The 26,100-nt window shown below is 32.5% G+C and carries 27 protein-coding genes; 9 read left to right on the top strand and 18 right to left on the bottom strand.

Going from position 1 to position 26,100, the window contains the following annotated elements; all coding sequences use genetic code 11:
* Positions 1–17: 17 nt before the first annotated feature.
* On the bottom strand, positions 18–488 hold the full coding sequence (locus tag ACWZFG_RS07870; RefSeq protein ID WP_418626874.1) for a methylated-DNA--[protein]-cysteine S-methyltransferase: 471 nt from the start codon (positions 486–488) through the stop codon (positions 18–20).
* Positions 489–641: 153 nt separating this feature from the next.
* Here ACWZFG_RS07870 and ACWZFG_RS07865 point away from each other — a divergent pair, with 153 nt between their 5' ends.
* From ACWZFG_RS07865 to ACWZFG_RS07855, 3 genes are all read left to right on the top strand, one after another.
* Positions 642–1,289 carry a hypothetical protein gene (locus ACWZFG_RS07865; protein ID WP_418626875.1) on the top strand — a complete coding sequence of 216 codons (648 nt, stop codon included), beginning with the start codon at positions 642–644 and terminating at the stop codon, positions 1,287–1,289.
* A 143-nt stretch (positions 1,290–1,432) separates the two neighbouring features.
* Positions 1,433–2,968 carry an SLC13 family permease gene (locus ACWZFG_RS07860; protein WP_455577371.1) on the top strand — a complete coding sequence of 512 codons (1,536 nt, stop codon included), beginning with the start codon at positions 1,433–1,435 and terminating at the stop codon, positions 2,966–2,968.
* A gap of 164 nt (positions 2,969–3,132) precedes the next feature.
* Complete coding sequence (locus ACWZFG_RS07855; protein ID WP_418626904.1) at positions 3,133–3,822, top strand: metal-dependent hydrolase; 690 nt, start codon at positions 3,133–3,135, stop codon at positions 3,820–3,822.
* Positions 3,823–3,861: 39 nt separating this feature from the next.
* Here the strand turns inward: ACWZFG_RS07855 and ACWZFG_RS07850 are convergent, their stop codons facing one another.
* The 4 genes from ACWZFG_RS07850 to ACWZFG_RS07835 all read right to left on the bottom strand — a co-directional run bounded on the left by ACWZFG_RS07850 (position 3,862) and on the right by ACWZFG_RS07835 (position 7,814).
* Complete coding sequence (locus ACWZFG_RS07850) at positions 3,862–4,353, bottom strand: cupin domain-containing protein (RefSeq protein ID WP_418626903.1); 492 nt, start codon at positions 4,351–4,353, stop codon at positions 3,862–3,864.
* A gap of 267 nt (positions 4,354–4,620) precedes the next feature.
* Entirely contained in the window at positions 4,621–6,030 is a 1,410-nt protein-coding gene (locus tag ACWZFG_RS07845) for an alanine/glycine:cation symporter family protein (protein WP_418626902.1), read from the bottom strand.
* Positions 6,031–6,295: 265 nt separating this feature from the next.
* On the bottom strand, positions 6,296–7,234 hold the full coding sequence (locus tag ACWZFG_RS07840; protein ID WP_418626901.1) for a DUF1848 domain-containing protein: 939 nt from the start codon (positions 7,232–7,234) through the stop codon (positions 6,296–6,298).
* A 34-nt stretch (positions 7,235–7,268) separates the two neighbouring features.
* On the bottom strand, positions 7,269–7,814 hold the full coding sequence (locus ACWZFG_RS07835; RefSeq protein WP_455577370.1) for a cysteine hydrolase family protein: 546 nt from the start codon (positions 7,812–7,814) through the stop codon (positions 7,269–7,271).
* An 835-nt stretch (positions 7,815–8,649) separates the two neighbouring features.
* On the opposite strand from ACWZFG_RS07835, the gene ACWZFG_RS07830 reads away from it, so the two are divergent.
* On the top strand, positions 8,650–11,049 hold the full coding sequence (locus ACWZFG_RS07830) for a lipase family protein (protein ID WP_455577369.1): 2,400 nt from the start codon (positions 8,650–8,652) through the stop codon (positions 11,047–11,049).
* Between the two features lie 196 nt (positions 11,050–11,245).
* On the opposite strand, the gene dtd is transcribed toward ACWZFG_RS07830, so the two are convergent.
* The 3 genes from dtd to ACWZFG_RS07815 all read right to left on the bottom strand — a co-directional run bounded on the left by dtd (position 11,246) and on the right by ACWZFG_RS07815 (position 13,210).
* Complete coding sequence (gene dtd / locus ACWZFG_RS07825) at positions 11,246–11,689, bottom strand: D-aminoacyl-tRNA deacylase (protein ID WP_418626899.1); 444 nt, start codon at positions 11,687–11,689, stop codon at positions 11,246–11,248.
* 274 nt (positions 11,690–11,963) lie between these two features.
* The gene (locus ACWZFG_RS07820) at positions 11,964–12,236 is read right to left on the bottom strand and encodes a zinc ribbon domain-containing protein (protein WP_455577368.1); all 273 of its coding nucleotides are present in this window, start codon (positions 12,234–12,236) and stop codon (positions 11,964–11,966) included.
* Positions 12,237–12,364: 128 nt separating this feature from the next.
* Entirely contained in the window at positions 12,365–13,210 is an 846-nt protein-coding gene (locus tag ACWZFG_RS07815; protein WP_455577367.1) for a hypothetical protein, read from the bottom strand.
* 443 nt (positions 13,211–13,653) lie between these two features.
* Here ACWZFG_RS07815 and ACWZFG_RS07810 point away from each other — a divergent pair, with 443 nt between their 5' ends.
* A complete protein-coding gene (locus ACWZFG_RS07810; RefSeq protein WP_418626896.1) occupies positions 13,654–14,862 on the top strand; it encodes a GNAT family N-acetyltransferase in 1,209 nt (402 codons plus the stop codon).
* A gap of 185 nt (positions 14,863–15,047) precedes the next feature.
* Here the strand turns inward: ACWZFG_RS07810 and ACWZFG_RS07805 are convergent, their stop codons facing one another.
* Positions 15,048–15,245, bottom strand: coding sequence for a WG repeat-containing protein (locus ACWZFG_RS07805; protein ID WP_309320370.1), 198 nt, complete (start codon positions 15,243–15,245; stop codon positions 15,048–15,050).
* A 337-nt stretch (positions 15,246–15,582) separates the two neighbouring features.
* On the opposite strand from ACWZFG_RS07805, the gene ACWZFG_RS07800 reads away from it, so the two are divergent.
* Both ACWZFG_RS07800 and bioC read left to right on the top strand, forming a co-directional pair.
* Positions 15,583–16,287, top strand: a complete 705-nt coding sequence (locus ACWZFG_RS07800; protein WP_455577366.1) for an alpha/beta fold hydrolase — start codon at positions 15,583–15,585, stop codon at positions 16,285–16,287.
* The gene (gene bioC, locus ACWZFG_RS07795; protein ID WP_455577365.1) at positions 16,288–17,082 is read left to right on the top strand and encodes a malonyl-ACP O-methyltransferase BioC; all 795 of its coding nucleotides are present in this window, start codon (positions 16,288–16,290) and stop codon (positions 17,080–17,082) included.
* 234 nt (positions 17,083–17,316) lie between these two features.
* Here the strand turns inward: bioC and ACWZFG_RS07790 are convergent, their stop codons facing one another.
* The gene (locus tag ACWZFG_RS07790) at positions 17,317–18,396 is read right to left on the bottom strand and encodes an HAD family hydrolase (protein WP_455577364.1); all 1,080 of its coding nucleotides are present in this window, start codon (positions 18,394–18,396) and stop codon (positions 17,317–17,319) included.
* Positions 18,397–18,707: 311 nt separating this feature from the next.
* Here ACWZFG_RS07790 and ACWZFG_RS07785 point away from each other — a divergent pair, with 311 nt between their 5' ends.
* A complete protein-coding gene (locus tag ACWZFG_RS07785; protein WP_455577363.1) occupies positions 18,708–20,045 on the top strand; it encodes an MATE family efflux transporter in 1,338 nt (445 codons plus the stop codon).
* A gap of 66 nt (positions 20,046–20,111) precedes the next feature.
* Here ACWZFG_RS07785 and ACWZFG_RS07780 read toward each other — a convergent pair whose 3' ends face one another.
* The 6 genes from ACWZFG_RS07780 to ACWZFG_RS07755 form a co-directional block, all read right to left on the bottom strand.
* Positions 20,112–20,528: an amino acid kinase family protein gene (locus ACWZFG_RS07780; protein ID WP_455577362.1), complete on the bottom strand. Its 417-nt coding sequence runs from the start codon at positions 20,526–20,528 to the stop codon at positions 20,112–20,114.
* Entirely contained in the window at positions 20,525–20,752 is a 228-nt protein-coding gene (locus ACWZFG_RS07775) for a hypothetical protein (RefSeq protein WP_455577361.1), read from the bottom strand. The genes ACWZFG_RS07780 and ACWZFG_RS07775 overlap by 4 nt, the downstream gene beginning before the upstream one ends.
* A 404-nt stretch (positions 20,753–21,156) precedes the next feature.
* A complete protein-coding gene (gene ytaF / locus ACWZFG_RS07770; RefSeq protein ID WP_455577360.1) occupies positions 21,157–21,795 on the bottom strand; it encodes a sporulation membrane protein YtaF in 639 nt (212 codons plus the stop codon).
* Between the two features lie 111 nt (positions 21,796–21,906).
* A complete protein-coding gene (locus ACWZFG_RS07765) occupies positions 21,907–22,710 on the bottom strand; it encodes a TVP38/TMEM64 family protein (RefSeq protein ID WP_455577359.1) in 804 nt (267 codons plus the stop codon).
* 593 nt (positions 22,711–23,303) lie between these two features.
* The gene (locus ACWZFG_RS07760) at positions 23,304–23,945 is read right to left on the bottom strand and encodes an HXXEE domain-containing protein (protein WP_418627350.1); all 642 of its coding nucleotides are present in this window, start codon (positions 23,943–23,945) and stop codon (positions 23,304–23,306) included.
* 38 nt (positions 23,946–23,983) lie between these two features.
* On the bottom strand, positions 23,984–24,643 hold the full coding sequence (locus ACWZFG_RS07755; RefSeq protein ID WP_418627349.1) for an HXXEE domain-containing protein: 660 nt from the start codon (positions 24,641–24,643) through the stop codon (positions 23,984–23,986).
* A gap of 128 nt (positions 24,644–24,771) precedes the next feature.
* On the opposite strand from ACWZFG_RS07755, the gene ACWZFG_RS07750 reads away from it, so the two are divergent.
* Complete coding sequence (locus ACWZFG_RS07750; RefSeq protein ID WP_418627348.1) at positions 24,772–25,341, top strand: TetR/AcrR family transcriptional regulator; 570 nt, start codon at positions 24,772–24,774, stop codon at positions 25,339–25,341.
* Between the two features lie 187 nt (positions 25,342–25,528).
* Here ACWZFG_RS07750 and ACWZFG_RS07745 read toward each other — a convergent pair whose 3' ends face one another.
* Together ACWZFG_RS07745 and ACWZFG_RS07740 are read right to left on the bottom strand one after the other, a co-directional pair.
* Positions 25,529–25,861, bottom strand: coding sequence for an arsenate reductase family protein (locus ACWZFG_RS07745; protein WP_455577358.1), 333 nt, complete (start codon positions 25,859–25,861; stop codon positions 25,529–25,531).
* Between the two features lie 28 nt (positions 25,862–25,889).
* Positions 25,890–26,100, bottom strand: a 211-nt coding sequence (locus tag ACWZFG_RS07740) for a YwbE family protein (RefSeq protein WP_455577357.1), incomplete at its 5' end; no start/stop codon positions are given.

Raw genomic sequence — 26,100 nt, 5'->3', positions numbered from 1 at the left:
TGTAAACTTTATATAGTTTATTTAAATTCTTTTTCCATTTGCAATAATTTCGCTTTTAAATCCAGACCTGCTGCATAGCCGGTCAATGCACCAGTACTTCCGATCACTCGATGGCAAGGAACCATAAACAAAATAGGATTACGATTGTTTGCCATTCCTACAGCCCTTGCAGCTTTTGGATTGCCGATTGAAGTTGCCAGCTGTCCATAAGTGTAGGTTTGTCCATAAGGAATTTCTCTAAGTTTCTGCCACACCTTCATTTGAAAATCTGTACCGTGTAAGCTGAGGGGAACAGTAAAATTTTTTCGCTTTCCTATAAAAAATTCCCTTACTTCTAATTTCGCCTGTGCTAATAAAGCTGTTTCTTTCTCTACCATCTCCCCGTATGAAAAGCAATCTTTTTTCAATTCAAGTTGACTAATGCCCACTCCATCCTCCACGAAAATAAATTCACCATAATTATTTTTATCATAAGAAAAATATCTCATCTCAACTTCCCGCTTTCAGAAATTTTACTTTTATTATACCTTGTCTTTAATTTTCAGTAATCCTGCCAGCTACGTCATTCACCACTTATTTTTTTTCTAAAAAATACGATATATTTTGTATAAGGATATATTTTTTCTAAGGAGGGAAACCAAATGGAAATATCATCATCAATACAAAACACATATGTAAATCAATCTTATACCCAAGCAGCAAAAGAAACAACTCAAAAATTAACAAGTAAAGATAATCAAAAGGATACTGATACAATTGTTGCGCTTGGCAAATCTACAGAAAAAGTTACTTATGACCGTCCTAAAGGATTAAGCAGTGAGCAAACACGAGCACTGCAAGAATATCAAGCAACCTCACAACAACAAATGTTGCAATCTATGATGCAAAACATTCTGCAAAGCCATAATCAAGAATATCAAAATGGTGTACAACTGAATTTTAATGGTGTATTTATAGACGCTAGCGAATTCAATCTTCCATCCATTGGAACAACTCCAGAAGAAGCTGCTTCTGCAATAGCAGAAGGCGGTAATTACTCAGTGGATGCTGTGGCCACTCGGATCTTTTCTTTAGCTGAAAAAATTGCAAACGGCGATCCAGAAAGGCTCGCAACCATGAAATCAGCCGTTGAAGCAGGATTTAAACAAGCTGGTACAACTTTTAATTCCGTGACAAAATCATCTTTACCTCAAATCTGTAACGATACATATGATGAAATTATGAAACGCTTTTCAGACTTAGAGCAAAAGCTTGCAGGCTCCACGGAAAGTACGATAATTGAATCATAAACCAATGAATAGAAATATCCTATCTATTTCGTTATGCTAAATAGATAGGATATTTTTTATTTTGAATTTATTTGAAATTTATAGAAAATTTTGCTACAATATGGTGATATAGTTAAAAATACCATTATAATGAGGTGAAACGATTGCCATCATCCACAAATAAAAAATCTCAAAGCTTTGAACATAGCTTTGATCGCAAACGTCATACTTTAGGCTTATTTATCGCTCCTCTATTCGCACTTATTATTTTTTTCTTACCGATACCAGGGTTAACATTGTCGGCCCATAAACTCCTTGCAATTATGACCTTAGTTTCTTTATGGTGGATTACTGAGCCTGTCCCCATCGCAGTTACCTCTTTATTAGGACCAACTTTAGCAGTTATTTTTGGTGTTATTTCTGTAAAAGATGGATTTGCCCCTTTCGCAAATCCAATTATTTTCTTGTTTATGGGGGGTTTTATCCTCGCTAAAGCAATGATGGTTCATGGATTAGATAAAAGGTTCGCTTTTGGACTTTTGTCAATGAAATGGGTTGGCTCAAGTCCAACAAGAATATTTTTGGCAATTGGAATTGCCTCTATGCTCTGTTCCGGTTGGGTAAGCAACACCGCAACAGCAGCTATGATGATGCCGATTGCCTTAGGTTTATTAACCGCAATCAAAGATATGTTTGCCGCTAATGGAAGGAATATTCATTTGCACGAATACAAATATGCTACTGGATTGATGCTAATGACCGCATATGCGGCGTCTATCGGTGGGGTTTTAACACCAATTGGTACTCCACCAAATTTAATTATGTTAGGATTTCTTGATCAAATGGCGAATATCAAGATTTCTTTTTTTGAATGGATGACATGGGGCTCCATTGCAATGATTTTTTATTTTATTATCACTTATCTGCTTTTAAAAAAGCTATTTCCAGCTGACGTTTCCTCTATCAATGGTGCAAAAGAACTGATTGATAAAAAAGTACAAGAACTGGGCAGTTGGACACAAGGGCAAAAAAATACGGCATTTGCTTTTGGACTAGCTGTCTGTCTCTGGATATTTCCTGGGATTCTTAATATATTTTTAGGTAGTGATTCTCCTGTATTAAAACTGTACGATCAACTATTGCCTGAATCAATTGTCGCAATGCTTGCCGCATTATTGCTTTTTCTTCTCCCTGTAAATTGGGAAAAGCGCACGTTCACATTAAAATGGAAAGACGCTGTAGATGGAATTGAATGGGGCACACTTATTCTTTTTGGTGGTGGCTTATCCTTAGGGCACATGATGTACACGACAGGCTTATCAAAATGGATTGGCGATGGCATTGCCAATTCTTTAGGCGAGCCAAATTTACTTATGATAGTTACCGTGTTTTCTTTACTTGCATTAATCATGTCTGAACTAACTTCGCATACAGCCGCAACCAATATGGTTGGCCCCCTTGGAATTACAGCGGCTCTTTCTGCTGGTTTTGATCCTACACCAGTAGCCGTTGCAATTGCGTTATCTGCGTCACTCGGCTTTATGCTTCCAGTTTCTACTCCACCAAATGCAATCGTATATGCTAGCGGCTATGTACCTATTACAAAAATGATTTCTACTGGCTTTATTATAGATTTAATCGGGATTTTTTTAATTACGATTCCAATTGTAATCTATTTTGTCACTTGGATATTAAGCTAAAATATATTCTAAAAAAAATACTTCAAATTAAAAGGTAGCCTATAGGCGACAGTTTTTAGTGTCTCTCCTATAGGCTACCTTTATATTCCAATTCAAACTTTCTTTTGCTTTTTATTGCAAAATCACCTAAAATAGCAATGAAAGAAAACGCAACGGAGGTATTTATGAAAATTACATATCTAGGACATGCCAGCCTACTTGTTCAGTCAAAAAATTATTCTGTAATTATTGATCCATATTTAAGTAAAAATCCCCTCATTGACATTGATCCAAAATCAATAAACGTTGATGCTGTCATCGTAAGCCATGGACATCATGATCATATCGGAGATAGTATCACAATTGCCAAAAATAATCATTGCCCAATCGTCGCCAGCCGTCAACTATGTAATCATTTTCTACTAAGCGATCATAGTGTATCCACAATTTCTGCACAAATAGGCGTAAGAACGCAACTTGCTTGGGGCGAAATAGAATTAACCCCAGCAATTCATGGGGATAAAGTCGATATTATAAATAATCTCAAAGATACTGCTCCACCGACAGGCATACTTCTTACAATGAACGGCAAAACACTTTATCACCTAGGCGACACATATTTATTTGATGAAATGAAAACGATTGGCGATACACATACAATTGCCATTGCAGCTCTTCCAATTGGCGGTATTTATACCACCGACATTGATGAATCTATTATCGTCGCCAAAAAAATCAAAGCTAAACAGTATATACCAATACATTATGATACATTTGAAGATATACAAGCAAATCCAGCAGAATGGCAAGAAAAAATGCAGTCAAATGGATTTAACACTACACTCATCAATTACAAAGAAACGATATCTATTTAAATAGAAACTCTACAAAGGACGTATCCTTTGTAGAGTTTTTTATTCGGCTATTTTAGCAAAAGCCATTTTTTCTATTATGCTACGATACTCCGGATATTTTTTAAGTAATTCATCTTGTGTAAAAAGTTTAAATCCATCAAAAGTAAATTGTGGCGTCGTTACACAACTAATTAAAGTAAATTCATCCCTCTTTATATTTTCCGCAGCAAAAATAGCTCCTTTAGGTATAATCACCATTGGTTTTTCTCCCTTAGTAAAATCTATTCCCAAAACCTCTTCTTGCAATCGTCCATCTGGATAAATCAAATATACCTTTAACCCGCAGCCTTCATGGTAATACCAAATTTCGTCACAATCAATTTGATGGAAATGTGAAACTTCTTCTCGGTCTAATAAAAAATAAATGCTCCCTGATATTGCTCTATCAACATCTTGCAAACGCTTTGGAGCACTATATACTCGAGAAAACCAACCGCCCTCTGGATGTTTCTTTAAATTAAGTCCTACAATTAACTGCTTTGTATCTCTCATTCAAATTACACTCCATTCATCTAAATAACGTATATCCATTGCATATTATTACTAAGCTTTTCTATTTAGACTATCAAAATTTATTCAAAAATACAACGTAATAATATTTGCGTCCCAATAATTTATTTAATTAACTATAACTTATCCACAAAATATAAGTAAATAAGAACAATTTATTGTGGATAAGTTTATTTTTTAGAAAGTTTACTTTATCAACTCTCAAAATAAAAAAATCCAAGCAGCTTATTAAACCACTTGGATTTTTTTTTATTCTTTATCGTGCCAAACTTCTATCCCTTTTTGACTTGGTAAAATCTCCGCGTCAAAAACAGGCTCTTTTATTCCTTTACGTTTTTGCGCTGTATAATCTTTCAATGCAATTAAAGCATACTTCGCTAAAAAAGCTATAGCAATTAAATTAGTAATCGCCATAAGACCCATAAATAAATCTGCCAGATCCCACACCAACGAAATCTTCGCAACTGAACCAAATAAAACCATCCCCACTACAGCGATCCGAAAAATCATTAACCAAATTGGGCTAGAATGTAGAAATTCAATATTACTTTCTCCATAATAATAGTTTCCAATAATAGAACTAAAGGCAAACAACAATACGAAAATCGCCAATAAGCTTGGTGCAAATGCACCGATATGTGAAGCTAACGAAGCTTGTACTAACTCAATTCCTGTTAAATTTGTCATATTATAATCGACAGTTAACAAAACAATAAACGCGGAAGATGAGCATACGATTAACGTATCAACAAATACTCCCAAAGCTTGAATCAAGCCCTGCTGCACTGGATGAGAAACATCTGCTGTCGCTGCTGCATTCGGTACTGACCCCATCCCAGCTTCATTAGAAAAAAGGCCGCGTTTAATACCTGCCATCATTGCAGCTCCAAGTCCACCACCTAATGCAGCATCCGCACTAAATGCAGTTGAGAAAATCTCTTCAAAGACAAGTGGCAACATCGATAAATTCGTAACAATAATATACAAAGCAACTAAAATATAAATGCTCGCCATAATCGGTACTAACCACTCAGTTACTTTTGCAATTCGCGTAACACCACCAAAAATAACGATGGCCGTTAAAATTGCCAAACCAATCCCCATCATCATCCGCTCAATACCAAATGCCGATTGAACGGCAAGCGTAATCGTATTAGCTTGTACAGAATTAAAAATCAATCCAAACGTAATACTAATCAGCACGGCAAAAAATATCGCAATCCCACGCTGTCCAAGTGCATTTTTAATATAATACGCCGGACCACCACGATATCCACCCTTACCATCATTAATCTTATAAACTTGTGCTAATGTACTTTCGATAAAACCAGTTGCCGAACCAATCATTGCAATAATCCACATCCAAAGAATCGCACCCGGACCGCCACTAACGATTGCTATTGCAACCCCAGCAATATTTCCTACACCAACACGTGACGCCGTACTAATACAAAAAGCCTGAAATGAAGAAACTCTATTTTCTCCAACCTTACTGCCAACTCCTTGTGTAAGTAAGCGAAACATTTCTCCAATCATTCGTATTTGCACAAATTTCGTTGCAAATGAAAAATATGCACCTAGTACCAACAACATAAAAATCAAAATATATGACCATATAATATCATTGATACTATTTACAAAAGAATCCAATAATTCCATAAATCCCTCTTCAACCCTTTCTATATCCATACTGATTCAATAAAAACCTAACACGAACAAATTACGTTTTTACATAACCGCTATTATATCATAAACAAAGTGTTTTCAAAAATAGTTTTAATACTACCGGAATCAAAATAAGGTAAACTTCATTTTAATCTCAGCAAAACGATCGCTAAAACTCGTCATTTATTATATAAAATCCTTATTTTATATAATATTATCCTATCTTCATTTGAATCATACGTTATAGAAATATTTTTATTTAATTCGAAAATAATTCTATATCTATGTTGCGCAGAGATTTTACTAATCGATCAGAAACTCTATCCCCCTTTACTAAATAACCATATAATAATGAAGAGTATGGATCATGCAACCTCATTTTGCTTTCAATATCTTGATGATGATTTGCATAACAATATGTACAACTATTGATACAAGTATCGTACATACCAATATCAATACTACTTATACATCCACATTCTTTTCTTTGGTATCTATCTTTTTTACTTTTTAATTTATATCCAGTAATTCTTTCAATTAAATCTTTATCGATACAATGCGCAGGCATTATTTTCTGCTCTGATAAATCAAATGCTTCTGTACAAACATTCATTTTTATTTGATACCGCATAGCAACCTCTGCAAGGGTAAAAGCAATTTCTTTTTGCTCATTTTCACTGAGTATTTTGACTCCTAATTTCTCCATTTGCTTTTTCATACATCGATAAAAATCAAGAAAACTTATTGTGCAGCACTCAGTAAACCTGCATAGTTTTTCTGCTAACTTTTCAAAGTACCTAAAATGATATTCTGCGGTGTACTTATCATTAATAAGTATTGGATCATATCGCCAAATCACTTTTTCTCGCCCAATCATCTTTGATAAGTGTTTAAATGTATTAATAAGAACTTTCCCCTTACTTGGCAGCATTGGTTCAATATCTTTTCCATAAGCATTCAACGTAAATTGAAAATAATAAGGATAACCGTTTAACTCATACAATCTAGATAGCATTGGTTCCGGATTTTTTGTCCAAAAGACAATACAATCAACAACATCAGATGTTATGGGAATTTTACTCACTTGTTGAAAATTCATCGGATTACGAACATGAACAAATCCCTCTTGCAATCGACGATAAAACCAATCACTATAATAATTTGGAATATCTGTTCTTCTGCTTACACTCAAAATCATTTGTATTCACCTAAAATGCCCCACTGAAAAATTCCTATTTGATAAATAACTTTTCAGCAGATTTCAAAATTTCTTGCGTGGATAATACATTTGCAAAGCAATGATTCCATATACGTTGCGTATAATATTCATTCAATTGTTTTCCACTTAACCAAGAATTATCATATGTACTAATTGCATCCTCTGGAATTACAATTTTAAATCCATATTCAAAAGCAACTTTACACGTAACATCTATACAATATTCTGTTTGCATCCCAACAAGAATTAGATTTTTAATTTTCTTCTCTTCTAAATATTGCTTTAATCCAGTATTTTTAAATGCACTATTATATTGCTTATCAAATATTTTTTCATCTTTTTGCGGAGTAAGCGCCTTATAAATCTGCCAACCATCTGAATTTTTCACCAATCCACTCGATTTTCCATGATGTCGAATATAAATTACCGCAAAATTCTTTTTTCTTCCCATATCAATTAGACTCCGTATATTTTCAATTAATATATCCCTATGATATGGATTACCTTCCACTAAACTTGTCTGCATATCAATAACGATAATTGCTGTACACTCCATCATTCCAACCCCCATATTTTATTCTCTTACAAAAATTTACCTTCATTATACAAATTCAACATCAGCATTTTCCCCACTGCAAAATATTCCCTTACCGAATAATTGATTTTAATAAAAATTGGCGTATCTGAAATCACTCCATACACATCTGTATAATACCATCACCCGTCCCATGTAAAATTTTACCACAACGAAATTTATCACTTTAATCTATCATAAAAATACCCCCATTGTATTTATCATAATCTATTTTCTATAGAACTTTCTTTTTATTGAATCGTATTAAACTATTTTTACTATTAAATTTTTTATAATAACTTATTTACAGTATAGTAAAGTAACTCAGTTTTTTCATCTAAAATCTAAGAAGCTTTTTATAAAATTTTTATTTGCTCTTTCTTAAAGAATATACCGCTACTTTACCTTTGACATTAGATGAATCCATTACTAAGCTGACGTCAAAGTACATGTTTGAAACTCCATCAAAAATGCTATTGAATCATTTACGATTTAGTAGCATTTTTGATATTAAAAGATTCTTACTTTTGCAGGAATTTGTCGAAATTAGTCGAATTATCCCTCATCACTTCATAGTCTTTTGTTTTTATGCGACTAGGTATTCACTAGATAATATTTTTATCATATAATTCATTAACTTACCCATAAATACCTTTTGATAACTTCTACTTACTTCAATCACAATTATTTTTACGAACTGTACAATAAATATATTTTCGCAATGTTAAATATATAGAAAACACCATACGTTAATAGAATTACACCCGTAATTTTATTAATAAATAATCTAGGCAAAATAACGGAGGAGGATTTAGGTAAAATGGATTTAATTGAAAAATTGAAAAAAGGGTGGAACAGTGAGTCATTAGAGAATACTGATACACCAATGGCAAGTACAGATCGCGGAAGACATTTGTCAAGCTTATTAAGTGGGGTAGATAAGCAAAATGGTACAATCGCAGGGCAAAAATCAATTGAAGAAAGAAAAAGTAATCTTATAAGTAAAGGTGCAGATTTTTTACGTGGACTTATCGGTTTAAAAATTGATTCACTTACAAATATCATCAATATATTTCCAAGTAGATCAGAGATAGAAACTATGGAAAGGCAGGGAAATGCAATTTCTGCAAGTGACAATGTAACAATTCATAGTAATTTTAAAACAGGAACTTCTATAGGTGATTTATCTTGGCTAATTTATAAAAACCGTTTAAGTACAAATTCAGAAATGCTAAACAAATGGTCTCTATATAAAGATACTACTACTTTACATGGGTATAATAGTCGTATCTATATAGATGAAGGAAGTAAGCAAATAGCAATAACTTTAGAAGGAACCCAAGCAGATAAAGAGTCTGGCTCAGTTTTTCTTAGTAAAGATGGAGTGGCTGATTTAGAAATTGGGTTAGGTGTTATTCCACCTCAAATGCGTGAAGGCTATAAAGAATTTAAAGAGATAATGAAACAACTGCAAAATGATTTTGGCCCAGAATATAGTATATCTGTAGCTGGTCATTCATTGGGGGGAGGATTAGCCCAAATGATGTCAGGAATGTATTATATTGATACTGGAATTGCATTGCCAACTTTAGCTGAAGCCGGGCCAGGTATGCTAAGACAACTTAAGATGTACGCACAGCAGCAATTGATTGCAGGCGAAACAATCTTTTTGCCCAGCGGAACAACGATGAGTTTAGCAGATAAAAGTTTAGCTAAACGAATTGATATGTCAAAAGCCATTGTTGAGACATTCTCTGCAAATGATTTTAGCAATATAATAAATTTAATTACAATCGGTGATCCGGTTGGATTTATAAACTATGATGAAGATGCAAAAAAAGATGGCCATGTTGGAATCAGTATAGAAGTTCCGTATTTATTAACTGCAAGAGAACATTTAATGGATGAACGCTATGAAAATCTTAAAAAATTACAATCAATGAATTTAACAACACCGGACAAGATGCCAGACACTTTACTCGGATTATTATCTGGATTAGATAATATCAGTATTACGAGATTCGATAGACATGAACCTGAACAATCCATTACCTTATGGTCAGGTGATATCGTAAAATATAATCCCCTATATCCTGAACAGGCATGGTCTGGCTCATCTTTAGGATTACCAGAAGCAACTATGTTCGGAAGTAATGAATCCAATTGTATAGAAACAGGCAATGAAGCAACTATAGTTATCGCTGGTGATGGGAATGATACTATTTATGCTGGATCAGGCGGTAATATTTTAGCTGGTGGTTTAGGTAATGATACTATTTATGGTGGATCAGGCGATGATTATTTAGCAGGCGAAGCAGGAAATGATACTTTATATGGTATCGCAGGAAATAATATCTTGTATGGCGGTGCTGGCAATGACATTTTAATTGGCGGCTCTGGTAATGACTTATTATTCGGCGGTGACGGTGATGATATTTTAGTTTGGCAGAATGGCAACGATATTCTTTGTGGGAATGCTGGTGACGACACATTTATTATTAATGATAAAGCTGCCGGGCAAATGCAAATCAAATGGGAACGGAACTACACCAATTTCGGTAATGACTCTGTATTTTTCGGTGGAAAACTCGCTGAAAATTCTACCGTATTATTTAATTTCGCTGATGAAATTAAATATCAAGACATGAAGTGGAGTCAATCAGGAAGTGACATTATCATGACAGATACTTTAGGAAACAAAAATGCAAGTGTAACATTCAAGAATGCATTTGATAGTTTTGCAAACAATAGCAATCAGTTATTATTTTCCTTTACAAATGGTAAAGCCTATGTTGACGATACTTTATATAATGTTGTTGCCGGTAGCGGAGATATAAAAGCAGAGAATAATAAATTGTATAATGGCAGTATCTTAGTGGGCTCTATAAATGATAATGTTTTATATTCCGGTTTTGGTAATGACTTATTGTTCGGTAATGCAGGGAAAAATACTTATGTCTTTGATATCAATTTTGGGAATGATCAGATTATTGGCAGTACTAATTCAGATATAGTCAAATTTAATGATTTCTTTGATATGGCAAAATATACAATTCTAAAAAGCACCGATGATTTGGTAATTTCATATCAAGATACAGTAGCAAATATAAACAACAGCTTAACTATAGCCAACTGGTCTTATGGCGAAAATCTAAATAGTTTTAAATTTAATGATGGTGACTACAAAATTGAAAAAAATAGTTTTGTTAAAATCAGTTAGTCTTTAGTTATAATTTATTCCGTAAAGCAATACATAAAATTTAAATAATTATTACAAAAATAAAAAGGAAAAGGCTAGTAAACGATGTGAAATTTACCAGTCTTTTCCTTTAAACGATTTTATCCGATAATTAACCTGCTCTATCAATTAAGATCAGCTAAATCCCTAGGTAAGAAAATTTTCATTCTCATCTTGACTATAGTTCCACTGTATCAAAAAGTAACGTCACTGGACCATCGTTGATTGATACAACTTGCATATCCGCTCCAAACTCACCGTGTTCTACGCTAAAGCCACGATTTCTACACTCCTCCATAAACTTTTCATACAATGGAATTGCAATTGATGGTTTTGCCGCATTTGAAAAGCCCGGACGTCTACTTTTTAAATCTGCAAACAACGTAAACTGTGATACAACTAGAAGTTGTCCGCCTACTGTTTCTAGATTCAAATTCATCTTTCCGTTTTCATCTTCAAAAACGCGTGCTCCACAAATTTTATCTGCCAGTTTGACTGCCTCAAATTCTGTATCCTCAGGCGCAATTCCTAAAAGGACAAGAAACCCTTGTCCAATACTGCCGTTCACTTCCCCCTCAATCAGAACTGATGCACTTTTTACTCTAGTTACTACTGCTCGCATGTACAAATCCCCTTTTAAATATACAGTGATCTAATATCTTTAAAATGCTAAAATCGCATAATTACATCCAATCGTCAATAAATACTAAAATGTTTTGGCACTCCCTTTAATATCTTTAATTCCCAATAATTACTCTCGTTATCTTATACAGGTCTTGTATAGAATGAAATGCTCTACAAATTCTATTGTTGAATATTTTATTTTAAATATAGCCTAAAGTAGAAAACCTAACAATATTCAAATTGTTAGGTTTTACTACTTTCTATGGTTAATATTAGCTATTATCTTTTTGCCAACGTTTTAATTTTGGGAAATATTCGCCCATCATTTTTCTAGCTGAATCTTCAGATATTTCTTTATGTGCAGCTACCATATGCGGAACACAAAATTCTATCATTTCTTCCATAGAGCAATTAGCGACAAATTTTCCATTTTCATAGCAATATTTACAATACTCTTTACTTTTACCTCCATCAGCTTCCGTACCATACATTTCTTCTGTATTCCCCATTGGCATACCACAACTTTGACAATATTTTTCTTCCATTTAAACGCTCCCTTTTATTTTTTATTCTTAATATATCGCATATAATTAAACAATTTCGATTCTTAATATATCGCATATAATTAAACAATTTCGATTATTAAAACACCACAAACTTTTTCTAGTATAAATTATTTCTGCTTACGTTTTTCTTCAAGACTTCGTAAGATATGTTGCTCAAATCCTCGAATATTTCTTACTATGTCAATTGCCTCAATAAAGGAACGATATTCTTCTCCTATATTAGTCTTGATATTTTTCGCTATATCAATATCTAAAATTTTAAACTCCTCTTTGCATGAAGAAAATCTTTCCCCTAAATACTTAATTAAAGTAATTTCATCTTCTTCAAAAATACTATTAATAATTAATATATCCTTTGCTTCCAAGAATCTATAAATAACTATATCAATAGGTGCCCATTTTATCTTTTTATACAAATTAGAAAATTTTCCTGCAAAATTTTCGGCACTCTCTCCAGTATTAAAATTTAACTTGTTCATTAAACTCCAGTCACATTTTTCTAAAAATAAGCTTTCATACTTTATTGCATACAAAATAATGTCATTTATCGAATTTCCCTTACAACATGGCATATCCTCTATTACGTTATATTTTTGATTCAATTCAATAATTTTACTTTGCCTTTCCTCACATTCTAGCAAAAAATCAGCCAATTCAGAGAATAGATGAACTGCATAACTGTTTCTCAACTGGTTATGTTTTCTCCACTCTGGATAACGGGCCGTTACAAAATAAAATATCACGCTACAAATTATCGTTAAAGCAATTGTTAATAAAATTTCACTCTGCACTCTAAATAATTGATAATTCTCATTTATATAAATTGTCCATATACTTAATCCTAATAAGATAAAAAAAATCTTTTCTATAAATTTAAAGCTCTCAAAATAAAAATTTATCTTGCAAAAAAAATCGTGTAAAAAGCCCCCATTATTTTTAAAACCAATATTCAAATTTTACACTCCTTCCATTAAAGCAAAATTTAGCTAGATATAGCTTTCACCAAACTTCATTTTACTAAGAAAATAATATCTAATTTAAATTAGAATTAGAGAATCAAACTTTTTCCTTTATTGCTTGCTACTATCATATTTTCCCCCCACTTAATTATCGTACATTTATTCTATTCCCTTAATAAAAATGTAGAAATTTGTTGTAATTAGTCGTTTTTATATTGATTATCCATTTCGATAATCGGTAATCATTCTCCTCTATAAAAGTTTCTTAAAAAATCTATAGTCTTAATTTTTCTCCGAAGCCTTTTTAGTTTGATAATTCCATGCTCTATAGTAGTTACTTTTTAAAATAAAACTTTATCGTAAGATAAAGTTTTATTTTAATATTGCTGTGAAATACTATTAAAGTATTTCATGTATTTTATCATAGGAGTAATAGAATGAAGAAAAAAAATTTAAAAATGAAAAAGGTCAGTATCGAACATCTTGAACAATACAACCAATTACTACGATATGTTTTTCAAGTTACAGAAAATGATCTTAATAAAATAGGCTGGGAGGAAAAGGACATACAACTGGCCAAATTTCCCACATTGGAAAAAGCAAATGTTTTAGGCTGGTTTGATAGAGATACCCTCATCTCCCAAGTCGCGGTATATCCTATGAAAGTTCGTATTTTTAATCGCACTTATGATATGGGTGGATTAACAGGCGTGGGGACTTATCCTGAATATTCTAATCAAGGCTTAATGCATAAATTGTTATATCAAGTCTTAAATGAAATGAGAAATAAAAAACAATTTATTTCTTATTTATATCCATATTCTATCCCATATTATCGAAGAAAAGGCTGGGAAATTATCTCTGATAAAATCACTTATGAAATCTGCGATTACCAGCTTCCCAAAAGACAACAAGTCGGCGGAGATGTCCGTCGTGTATCCACAGATAGCGACAGCTTAAAAGAAGCTTATCATAGATTTGCTTATCAAACTCACGGCGCTTTATTAAGAGACGACCTCGCCTGGAATGAGTATTGGTTATGGGATTCTGACGACTTAATGGCAGCAATATACTATAATGAAGATGAAAAACCAGACGGGTATGTAATCTATTGGATTGCCGATGATATATTTCATATCAAAGATATTATTTTTCTAAATGAAGATGCTCGATTAGGTTTGTGGAATTTTATTGGTGCACATTTCTCAATGATTTCTAAAGTTATAGGAAACACCTTTACAGATGAGCCTTTAGCTTTTTTGTTAGAAGATGCAAATATCAAGGAAACGATTTCTCCTTATTTTATGGCAAGAATCGTTGACTTTGAACAATTCATTCAACTTTATCCCTTCAAAACCTCCATTATAGATAGAGAATGGACTTTTACACTACACGATCCATTGCTTTCATGGAATCAAGGAACCTTCACACTTAAAATTTCAAAAAATGGTAAGGGATCTACTCGTCGTTCATTGAAAAAGTGTCATGATAAAATTGATATTCAAACTTTAACAACTATGCTGTTAGGATATAAACGACCAGATTATCTGCACAAAATTGGTCGAATCGAGTGTACGCCTCAAACAATAGATATGCTAGAAGATGCAATAGAACAGCAAACTCCGTACTTCTCGGATTATTTTTAATAATGTTTTTAGTATTAGGTCGATTAAAATTCCCCAACCTCTTGTTTCATTTTAAATATTCTCCAAAATAGTAAAATCCGTTAAGAGTTTCATCTTAACGGATTTTACTATTTTATCATAACTTTTTTACTATCCTCTATAATAAGCATACTGAATTCAACCTATTATTTCTATGGGATTTTTCATTACTTATTAAAAAAACGACCTACTTCTTCATACTGTGGTTCTATAACCATATTTCCTGTCTTATCTATAAATCCCCATTTATTATCTTTCTTTGCAGAAATAAAACCATTATAACCATCTGGAACTTCATCAAATTCTATTGGTAATACACCTGTTCCATCTATATTACAATAACCTTCTTTCTTATCTTTTTTCACCAAAAACATTACCCCGAAGTTTCATAAATTGCAGGAACTATTTCTTTTCTGCTTTTATCAAATCATGCTAGCTGTAGAATTAACAAGTTGATTTAATTCAGCACCATAAGCAATATGCCCATATATTGCTATCATCACCCCAATCAATACCGCTGCAAATTTTGGTCTAACTTTCATTTAGCCATCTCCTTTTAATTATCTAAAATAATTTTAAAATTTTATATCAAAATGTAAAGCTCCCTGCATTGCATCTCGCATAATAAAATGATACAATCTTTTCGTTAACTACGATTTAAAATAAGTTAACTAATAAATTGTATTTTTGTGGAGGATTTCTATGGTTTTATTTATTAATGGTTGGGCAACGAATCAAACAATCTGGTCTAAGCTTAACTTAAGACAAAATAGTAATTTTTATGATGTCTCTTTGCACAAAAGTTTTTCCGACTTAGAACATCAGCTTTATCATCTTTACAAAAAATCTTCTCATCCGCTAACATTAATTGGTTGGTCTCTAGGAGGGATGTTCGCTTTAGAACTTGCGCATCAACATCCAAGAAAAATAAAAAAGCTTATTCTAATATCATCAACTGCAAAATTTGTTCAAGACGAAACATATCCTTGTGGCCTAAATGAAATTATCGTAAAAAACTTGTCTAGAAAAATACATAGAAATTCCATCGCTGCACAAAAAGAATTTTATAAGTTAATGTTTTCGATCGAAGAACAATCTTTTCAACAAGAATTTATCCAAAAGCAATCCCCAGCAATGCTCGTAAGCAATATAGATAACCTACAAGAAAATTTACAATATTTATTGCAAAAAGATTTACGGAATATTTTAAAGGAGATAAAAATCCCTATGCAAATTATTCACGGAACCTCTGATAAAATATGTCCTGTCGACGCAGGTAAATATTTATATGAACATTTATTTAATGCTGAGCTTACCTTACTACCCACTTGCGGTCATATTCCATTTCTGACACAGCAAAAAGCTTGCGAGAAAATATTTTTTTCGCAAGGCAAGGAGGATGTTTAAATGTTAAACAAAAATATCATTACCAAACATTTTTCAAAAGCTGCTAAAGAATATGATGAATATGCAAAAGTACAAAAGAAAATGGCATTGGTCCTAAATGATTTGTTAGAAGAGAAATCAAATTACGAAATTTTAGAAATTGGGTGTGGAACTGGATATTTAACAAAAATTCTTGCTGATAAATTTCCAGATGCGAATATTTTAGCCACAGATATTTCTCCCGATATGCTTGAATCAGCCAAATACAAATTATCTAACTATCAAAATATTACTTACGCTATTTTAGATGGCGAAAAAATTTCAACCGATAAAAAATATGATCTAATTATCTCTAACGCAGTTTTTCAATGGTTTTCAGATTATAATCAAACATTTCAACGTTTTTTCGAATGTTTAAATCCCAATGGGTACTTAATCTATTCTACCTTTGGGCCTAAAACTTTTATCGAGCTCAGTCAATCTTTTACCTATGCATATCAAAAAAATCAGATAAAACAAAACTATATTATCGGACCTTCTTTTTCCAAAATGAATGAACTCATTAATATTTCCACTAGCATAGGTTTCATTTCCACGCATCAAGAAAAATTCTATACAGAATATTTTCCTTCTCCTAAAGATTTTTTACGAAGCATAAAAAAAATTGGTGCAAATAATTCTTCACAAGCAGACCATGTTCTTGTTAATAAAAAAGTTATGACAGATATGCTCACTTATTATGAAGATACGTTCTCTAAAGATGATCAAGTATACACAACCTATCATGCTATTTACGGAAAAAATCAAAAAGTTTAGAGTAATTTTTGAATAAAGTACCGTTGATCTTCATTAAGACGAACTTAACTTATTCATTTACATACATAATAAATATTTCTTTATTAAAAATTAAAATAAAAATAAAAATATTATTTCTACAGCAAATAAAATATCCTGTTCTCATACAAGAACAGGATATTTTATCGAACTCAACCTTCTCAAATTCAGAATAAGTTCTCTTTTCTACTAAGATTTATCACCTTTTTATTTTTATTATTGAGCAGCAGCTCTTTTAACTTCAGGTCCATAAATTGTTTTGAAGTCATTTTTCATAGAAATAGCTACCCATCCATTTTCCTTTGCACTCTTTGCCATTGAATCAGCTTTCTTTTGGTTGCCAAGTTCGCGATCAAGATCATCACAAAGAAGTGTAAATGCAGCACTCTTATATTTATTGTTTATTATCGTATATTGGAACATACTAGCATCACCACTGCTATTACCAAATGCTAATACTGGCTGTTTACCAATTTCTTGTGCAATATTAGAGACTTTATTCATTTTTACATTTTTGCGTAAGAACTCACCACGGATAATTTGATCGTCTTTTGCATAAACATAATCAAGTCCATCTTTTCCATTTTGATGAGATGCAAGAATATCAGCATCCGTTCCAATTACATTATTTGGCGCAATCTTCATAATACCATCAACTAAAATACGTAACGCAGGTCTATCACTACCAGATACGATATAAACAGTGAAGTCGTTTGCCTGGAGATAGGAAACAACTTCTACCATTGGTAAATAGAAAGATTCTCCACGTTTTAAATTGGTCAATCCTTCAGCAGGAGTTTCCATGAATTTTTTCACATAATTTTCATATTCGGGGAAAGTCATTCCTGCAAATGCTTTTGATTGTGCAATAGCTTCTTTAAGTTCCATATCTTCTGGAAGATGTCTTGCATCAATTGCAGCTTTTACAACTTTAGCATAATCTTTATCTTCCTGAGAAGCATTATATGTAGGATCATCTAATACACGGTCCAAGTACATCATCCATTCAAAATAAGATGGTGTAGTTTCACAGATTAGTGTACCATCCAAATCGAATACTGCAATTCTGTCTTCAACAGGAATAAAATTAGCACTTTTTTTGTTTGTAACATCTTTAACATAGTTAACAAGAGTCTGCTTTGCTGGAGAATTATCCGCCCAATACTTAAAATCTCCGGCTTTTGATACATGAATATTAGCGATTTCTTCACGAGATGCTGCCTGTGTACAAGTGGCAATGCCTATCGCCATGGCAAATACAAGGATAAATGAAACCAGTTTTTTCGTTTTCTTCATTTTTTTGCCTCCCTAAGAAATATTTTGCTACAACTTCAATATACTCCTTTTAAATTAAAAATTTTGTCATAATTTGTACTTAATATTTATTTAATGGTATTTTACGCTAAAAAATATCAATTTTATTTTATTGCCAAACCTATATCGCATTGTAATTAACAAAACAAAGCTATAGTTGACAACTAAATTTTATTATGATACTATTTCTTACGTTCATCGGAGGCTTGTAATCGCAATTACAACAGTCGGATAAGATGTCGGGGGATCGCCCGGTATTTTATCCGGCTTTTTTTATTTTAGGAGGATAAAAAATGGAGCAAAAAAATACTTTTACTGAAGGTGCTATTCTTGTACCTTTGCTTAAATTTTCTTTACCGATTTTGTGCGCCATATTTCTTCAAGCTATGTATGGCGCTGTTGATTTAATAATTGTAGGCCAGTTTGGCGATGCTTCTGGCGTGTCTGCAGTTGCTACTGGCGGTCAAATTATGCAAACTATTACAGGAATTATCACAGGTTTAACAATGGGTACTACTGTGTTGCTGGGGCAAAAAATAGGTGCTCAAAATAAATCTCGCGCTGCAAAAACGATGGGAGCATCCATTTGTATTTTTACAGCAATCGCAATAATCTTGACTATACTATTATTAATTTTCGCCCGTCCTCTAGCCACACTTCTTAATACACCTATGGAAGCATTTGAAAAAACTGTTCAATATACAATGATCTGCTCATCAGGTTTAATTTTTATTGTAGCGTATAATGTCATTAGTGGTATTTTTAGAGGCCTTGGCAATTCCAAACTTCCATTAATTTTTGTTATTATCGCATGCATAGTAAACATCTTAGGAGATTTACTTTTAATTGGTTTTTTTAAACTTGATGCAGCCGGAGCCGCTATAGCTACTGTGCTTGCACAAGCACTAAGTGTTATTTTATCTATTATGATAATTAAAAGAAAAAAACTCCCCTTTAATTTTTCCCAAAAGCATATTAGCTTTCATAAAAATGAAACCAAAAAAATATTATTACTTGGTTCTCCAATAGCACTACAAGATGCACTTACCAATCTTTCTTTCTTGATTATTACCGCAATTGTAAACGTGCTAGGTCTCGTTGCATCAGCCGCCGTAGGAGTAAGTGAAAAAATTGTAATCTTTATCATGTTGATTCCTATAGCCTACATGTCTGCCATTTCAGCATTTTCAGCGCAAAATATCGGAGCAAGAAAACCAAAGCGAGCTAGGCTTGCTATGTTTTACGGCATGGCAACTTCTCTAATTTTCGGCTTTATTATGTTTTATATTGCTTTCTTCCATGGAAATTTGATAGCAGGAATTTTTTCAACTGACAATGACGTAATTGAAGCATGTGCCGATTATATGAAATCGTATGCTATTGACTGCATTCTCGTTTCGATCCTATTTTGTTTTATGGGATATTTCAATGGTTGTGGCAGAACAATGTTTGTCATGATACAAGGTCTGCTTGCCGCATTTTTAATTCGTATCCCATTTTCTTATTTTATGAGTAAAGTAGAGGGTGTCACAATGTTCGAAATAGGGCTTGCATCCCCTATTGCAACAACTTTGTCTATCATTCTTTGCATTATGTATTACATTTTTAGTAATCGAAACGAGAAGCTTTAAATTTATGTTCTATCAGCCTTTACTAATATACTCATCGTTACTATACAGGCGTTAAGACAAAAATTCTTAACGCCTATCTTTACCTTTTAAGCAAATTTCTAAAATTGCATTTTTGTTACATACATTAAAATACCATATTGAAATAATTTTATTTATAAAACTTCCCGGTACAGTTACCATTTCCGCTGCTTGCACTTTCGTTTTCATGCCACCTGTACCGCGCCGCGAACTAGCATCTCCAGCTAGAGATAAGATATTTCCATCTATCTTTGTGATGCATTCTATTAATTTTGCCTTTGGATAAAGGCGCGGATCATTATTATAAAAACCATTGATATCAGATAAAATAATAAGTTTTTTCGCCCTGCGCAGTACTGCAACCACAACCGAAAGCATATCATTATCTCCAAACAAGCTATCCTCTGGCTCAATTTCAATATAACTTACTGAATCATTTTCATTTGCAACTGGAATAATTTTCATTTCAAGTAATGCGTTAAGCTATTAATTAAATTTTCCTTTTTCTCCTCATTTTCCATATCTTCCGCATTCAACAAAATCTGTGCAATCGTTTTATCATAATTATTAAAAAATTTATCATATAAGTATATAATGCTACATTGTCCAACTGCTGCCGCTTCTTTTAACCTTATACTCGTTGACCGTTTTTTCATCTGTAGCTCATTCGCTCCAATGGAACGTATCACAGCTCAAACGTAGTCGCTTGGGTATAAAACTAACCTCTGATGGATTGAAACTATTGCCCTTTGCAAAAAGCGTTGTAGGAATCAGCATTCTACCACAATTAATATTAAAGCGTACTCCCTATAAACTTCTTCTAAAAAACTTGATATTCTTGCATATAGAAATATCGCAATTGCTCTATGCAATAAAAAAACTGCCTCATTGGCAGTAAAAAAATTTTTGGATTATTTAAAATATAGATAAAGATATCCGTTATAGAATCAATAATAAAATGGGGCTGTTGTACTAATTCTTAGTGTAACAGCCCATTTTATTATTGCATGCTTACTGATGAAAACCAGCTTATACTAAACTTCTCACGATATAGTAAAGATCATTGTCAATAAACAAACCTGGAACCATACATCTAGTAAAAAACAGTTTCCAAAGCAATTAAAATGATAATCAGTGCACTAATTAATGTTCCAAACTCCCCTAAAGAAAATCTTCCAATATGAACATCAGACATTCTCTTTCCTAAATTAGTTCCTAATGAAATCGTAAGCAAACTTCCGACAGCTGCTGTAAGCGATATCGCAAATGGCGATAAACCAATTAAACCAGCACTTAATCCATTCGTAAGAGCATTTGCCGATAAGGCTGAGCCTAAAATTATTGACTCTAGTATTCCTATCTCATTAGACCTATCTAAATCGGCAATTTCCGGCTTACTTAAAATTTGCTCAAAATAACTTTTATCATCCTGCTTCTCTTCTATTTGTAAATTTTGTTTTTTCTTTTTTCTCGGAGTAGTCATTAAAATAATCCGTATTCCAATGACAAACAACAAAAATGCAGCAACTATATCTGGCAAAGAACCAGGCAATATATCAGCTATCCATAAACCAAATAAAATCCCAAAATAACTAAATATAAAACAGATTGCAGCAATAATTAAATTAGAAAGCCAATTTATACGAATGTTCCTTATTCCATAAGATAAACCTACGCCTAAATTATCAATACTAGATGATACTGCAAATCCTAAAATAATCAACCACTTCATTTTATTTTGTCCCCTCTCATCCCACTTTAGTAATCACTAGTTAATCGTGAAATAGTATATGGGAATAAGAGAGCTTAAGTGTATGTAAAATTAGACTGTCCTAAATACCGCCTATAGTTTTTTTACTTTGTCTTCCTCTATTTGCTTTGCTTTTTCATCTATTGCAATTGAATTCTCTTCATCGTTCATATTGCTAATTCTACAAGAAGAAGTGAACTTCACTTTAACCTTCTTTTTTCGATTATTATACAGCCAATAACCAACAATTAAAATAACTGTTACACTAACCCCTACCAGCAATCGTTTCGGATTTTCTCCTGCTGTTAAAGCATCATGCCCAATCATCGCTTCTAAAGCAGTTGATGGCAATTTACCAATTAGCGAAGATAACACATAATCAAATAATGTAATCTGGCTTACCGCTCCCAAAGCATTTAAAACTCCTGATGGAAAATACGGCAAGGTTCGCGCAATCAACATAACTTTAAATCCATCTTTACCACTAAACGAATCAATTCTTTTTAATGAAGCATGCTGAGCAATAATTTTTTCAGCTACATCCCGAAATAGAAATCTTAATAGTAAGAAACTTAAAGTAACTCCTACTGTTTCAGCTATCCAAGACAACAATATTCCCTGAAATATACCAAAAACTAATGCATTTGCTGCCGAAAAAATAACAGCTGGTGGAAAACCTATAAGATTTACAAGCACTCCTAAAAAAAAGCTAACTATCATTGCCAAACTGCCAAATGATTTAATATATTCTATCGTTTCCTGCATATTCCCACTAATCAGAACTTGCCACAACCCAGTAAAAATTTTTGGATTGCTAACATAAATGATCAGAATGAACAATCCTATTAGTAAAAGAGCCCCTATCTTTATTATTACTGTCGATTTTCCCAATGACATCAACGAACCTCCTCGTATAATCTTCCATATAGAAAATACTTCCTCCATTGTATTGCTTTATAATCTATCAGGCAACTCTTTTCTATTAATTACTAATCATTATATTTTCCCGCATTATACACAATAATTTTATGATTAGGAATCACCTTCCACATCTATACACACGTTTTCTTTCTGTATAACATTTTTCTTCTAAAATACAAAAAGGTGTTAAGACTAAAGATCTTAACACCTAATCTATATAGTTAAAACAATTTTCGCAAATTGCATCTTCGCTAGGGAATGCAGATCTCACACAATTTTAAACTTTGGATAAACCTCAAACTATATGATAAAACTAAGAAAAATCATAATGGATTCAAAAAAATGTACTTTACTGCTACTTTTCTATCTATAATCGTAAAGGTGATAATATCATGTTTATTCCTAAATTAGTTATATTTGAAGAAAAAGCCTTAACGCCCAATCTTATATTAAAGCGAATTCTAAACTCGTATATTTACTCAATGTAAACAAAACAGCCCTCTTAAAAATGAAGCTCGTTAAAAATATAAATAAATTATTTAATTGTATTTTCCACATTAGAACGTCTATTACTTTGATCTTTTAAAACGTTCCATCTCTACTTTTTCAAAAGGATAAGGTGAATTTATATCACCAAAGCCCTTCAAAAATATTCCTCGAACAATAACAACATACCAAATAACCATAATAGCTATACCAATGATCCAGTCCCAAATTGTTGCCATATCATTCATCACAATATAATTTATATAAACAATCGCAATCGGAAAATGACCAAATAGAGTTGATATTAGCCCTGCATTATAACATCTTTTTAACAAGAGATTATTATATAAACCATGCATAATAAGTTGAGCTACTCCACCAAAAAGAATGGGAGCTAGCCCAAACCAAATAACATCTGGAAAGAAAATAGGGGGGAAATATAATACAATCGCAGTTCCCCAGTTTGTGAGACAAGCAGATAACTGATTTAGAGGATAACGGTCAGGGGCTGGGCTATGTTTACATGCAAACATAGTATTTGCAAAGGCTGGAAATCCACCTGGAAATCCGAACTCTTCAAAAAAATGAAAATTAATGACTGCAAAATTTAAAAGTGCAAGCCTTTGAAGCAGGCTTAATTCTTGCCAAAAAACAACAGCAAAAATAACACAAATTCCTCCAATAAATGCACTAATATTGTAAAAGTGTCTTATGATAACTCTCATGATACTCCCTTTCTCTTTATGAATTAAAAAAACTATGATTACTTTTTATTACATTTCAAAGAAGCAACCCTCTTTACTTTCTCAAAAGCATCAACCTGCCATTGTGGCACTTCATAGGGAGAATTAGCTTCTTTATATCTCTGAACTGGGAAAATAATCGTCAAAATACTTGCTACAAAAAAAATTAAAATTCCATAAAGCCAATCTATTCCTGTTACCAGTTGGTTTCTAACAACAAACTCCATATAGTGAATACTTATTGGAATAAAAAGAAAAATAACACTTGCTAATCCTGGATTATACCAAGATTTCATCCCGTAATTTATTTTTATCCCATGAGCAAAAAATTGTGACAAACTAAAAAATATTGTTCCTAACCCCAACCATATAAGCTCTGGAAATATAATAGCTAAAATATAGACAACATACGCTGATGTATTTACTATCATAATTGATTTCATATTTCCTGGATAACGACGGAAATTTTCTTTTTCTCCATAAAAAATCTTATTAATAATAATTGGTGCACCACCTGGTAAAACATACTCCTCATATTGATGAACTAGCAATGACATGAAGCTAAACATGAGAATTTTTTGAATATAACTCAGTCCATCTCCCCAAAAGCCCATATAGAATGATAAACCGATAAAAACTATAATAGTCAAATAGAACCAATTATCTCTATAGTAATTCATAATAATCCTCCCTTTTTCTTCGCCTTTGAAAATCCAACAACATGTTGTATAATAATTTTAACATTGATAATTTTATTTATCAACCGACAGATATAAGCGTAAATGTTGGATTTATGGAGGTATAAAATATGCAAAAAAAATCTGATACCAGTGAAAGAACTAAAGCAAATTTATTAGAATCCTTTTGGAAATTATATAACGAAAACACATTTTCTAAAATTAAAATAAAAATGATTACAGACTTAGCTGGCTATAATCGTTGTACCTTTTATCAGTATTTTACTGATATTGATAATTTACTAGAATATGCAGAAGATAAGCTTATTAATGAACTGATTGCATATCTAGATATCGCAATCAACAATTTAGAATCTAAAGATAATATTATCAAAGCAGCTGAAACTTATGAGCATTTTGGATATTATTTGAGTATTTTACTTGGTCCAAACGGTGACCCTGCATTTTCAACGAAATATAAAAATGCGCTTAAACCATTATTATTTAACAAATTTAATCTAGATAATAATGACCCTCGAATTGATATTATATGCGATTTTTCTTTAGGCGCAATTATTTCATCTCTTGTTAATTGGTACGATAAAAAGATGCCTATTTCGCCAGAAAGTCTTGCTTCATTATTAAATACATTATTAACGGAAGGTTTAATCTCTCTAATAAAAAAAGAATCTCTACATTAAACTATTTTACCAAAATAGTTCTTTTTTCCATACGAAAAAGGCGCTAAGACCAAAAAGTCTTAACGCCTTATCTTATATCTAAAGCAATTTTCCCAAATCGCATTTTTGCTGTTGGAAGCGAAGCATATATTTCGAAAAATATAAAATCAGAAATATTAATTTGACACACCAAGTTTAGGCAGAATTTTCAGTTCCATTCTTTCCATACTTCCGGGCTATAGCCAACGGTCGCTATTCTGCCATTCCTAACAATCGGAGTCCTTAATACCTGCTGATTTTCCAATACTTTTGCTTCTTCGGTAATATATTTGATTAATGCTACCGTATCTTGATCTTTACACTCCACATTAATCATAGCATCCAGGCCACCGACTGCCTGCTTTACACTATTAAATTCCCCCTTACTCATCGCTTTTTCCTTTAAGTTGATGAATTGAAATTTAACGTTCCGTTCCTTAAAATAACGCTGTGCCTTTTTTGTATCAAAACATTTTGCTGTCCCAAATATCTGAACATTCATATACAATTACTTCCCCTTTATACCGAAATCAATGGATACTTTTTACCCGACCAACAATACCACCTTCAAGCATTACTTTTATCCCGCGATGATGGTTCGGTGAATTTGTAAGTATCCTTTGAACGATTCCCTGAGTAAGCTTTCCTGTTCTCTGATCCTGTTTCTGTACTACCATAACACTTGCACCTATTTTTATATTACTGCGAATTGTTCCATCCATAATATGTACTCTCCTATAT

The organism is Anaerosinus sp. (assembly GCF_965318445.1).
Note: the sequence above shows the minus strand (reverse complement) of the source record. Positions and strands in the feature narration are given on the sequence as shown.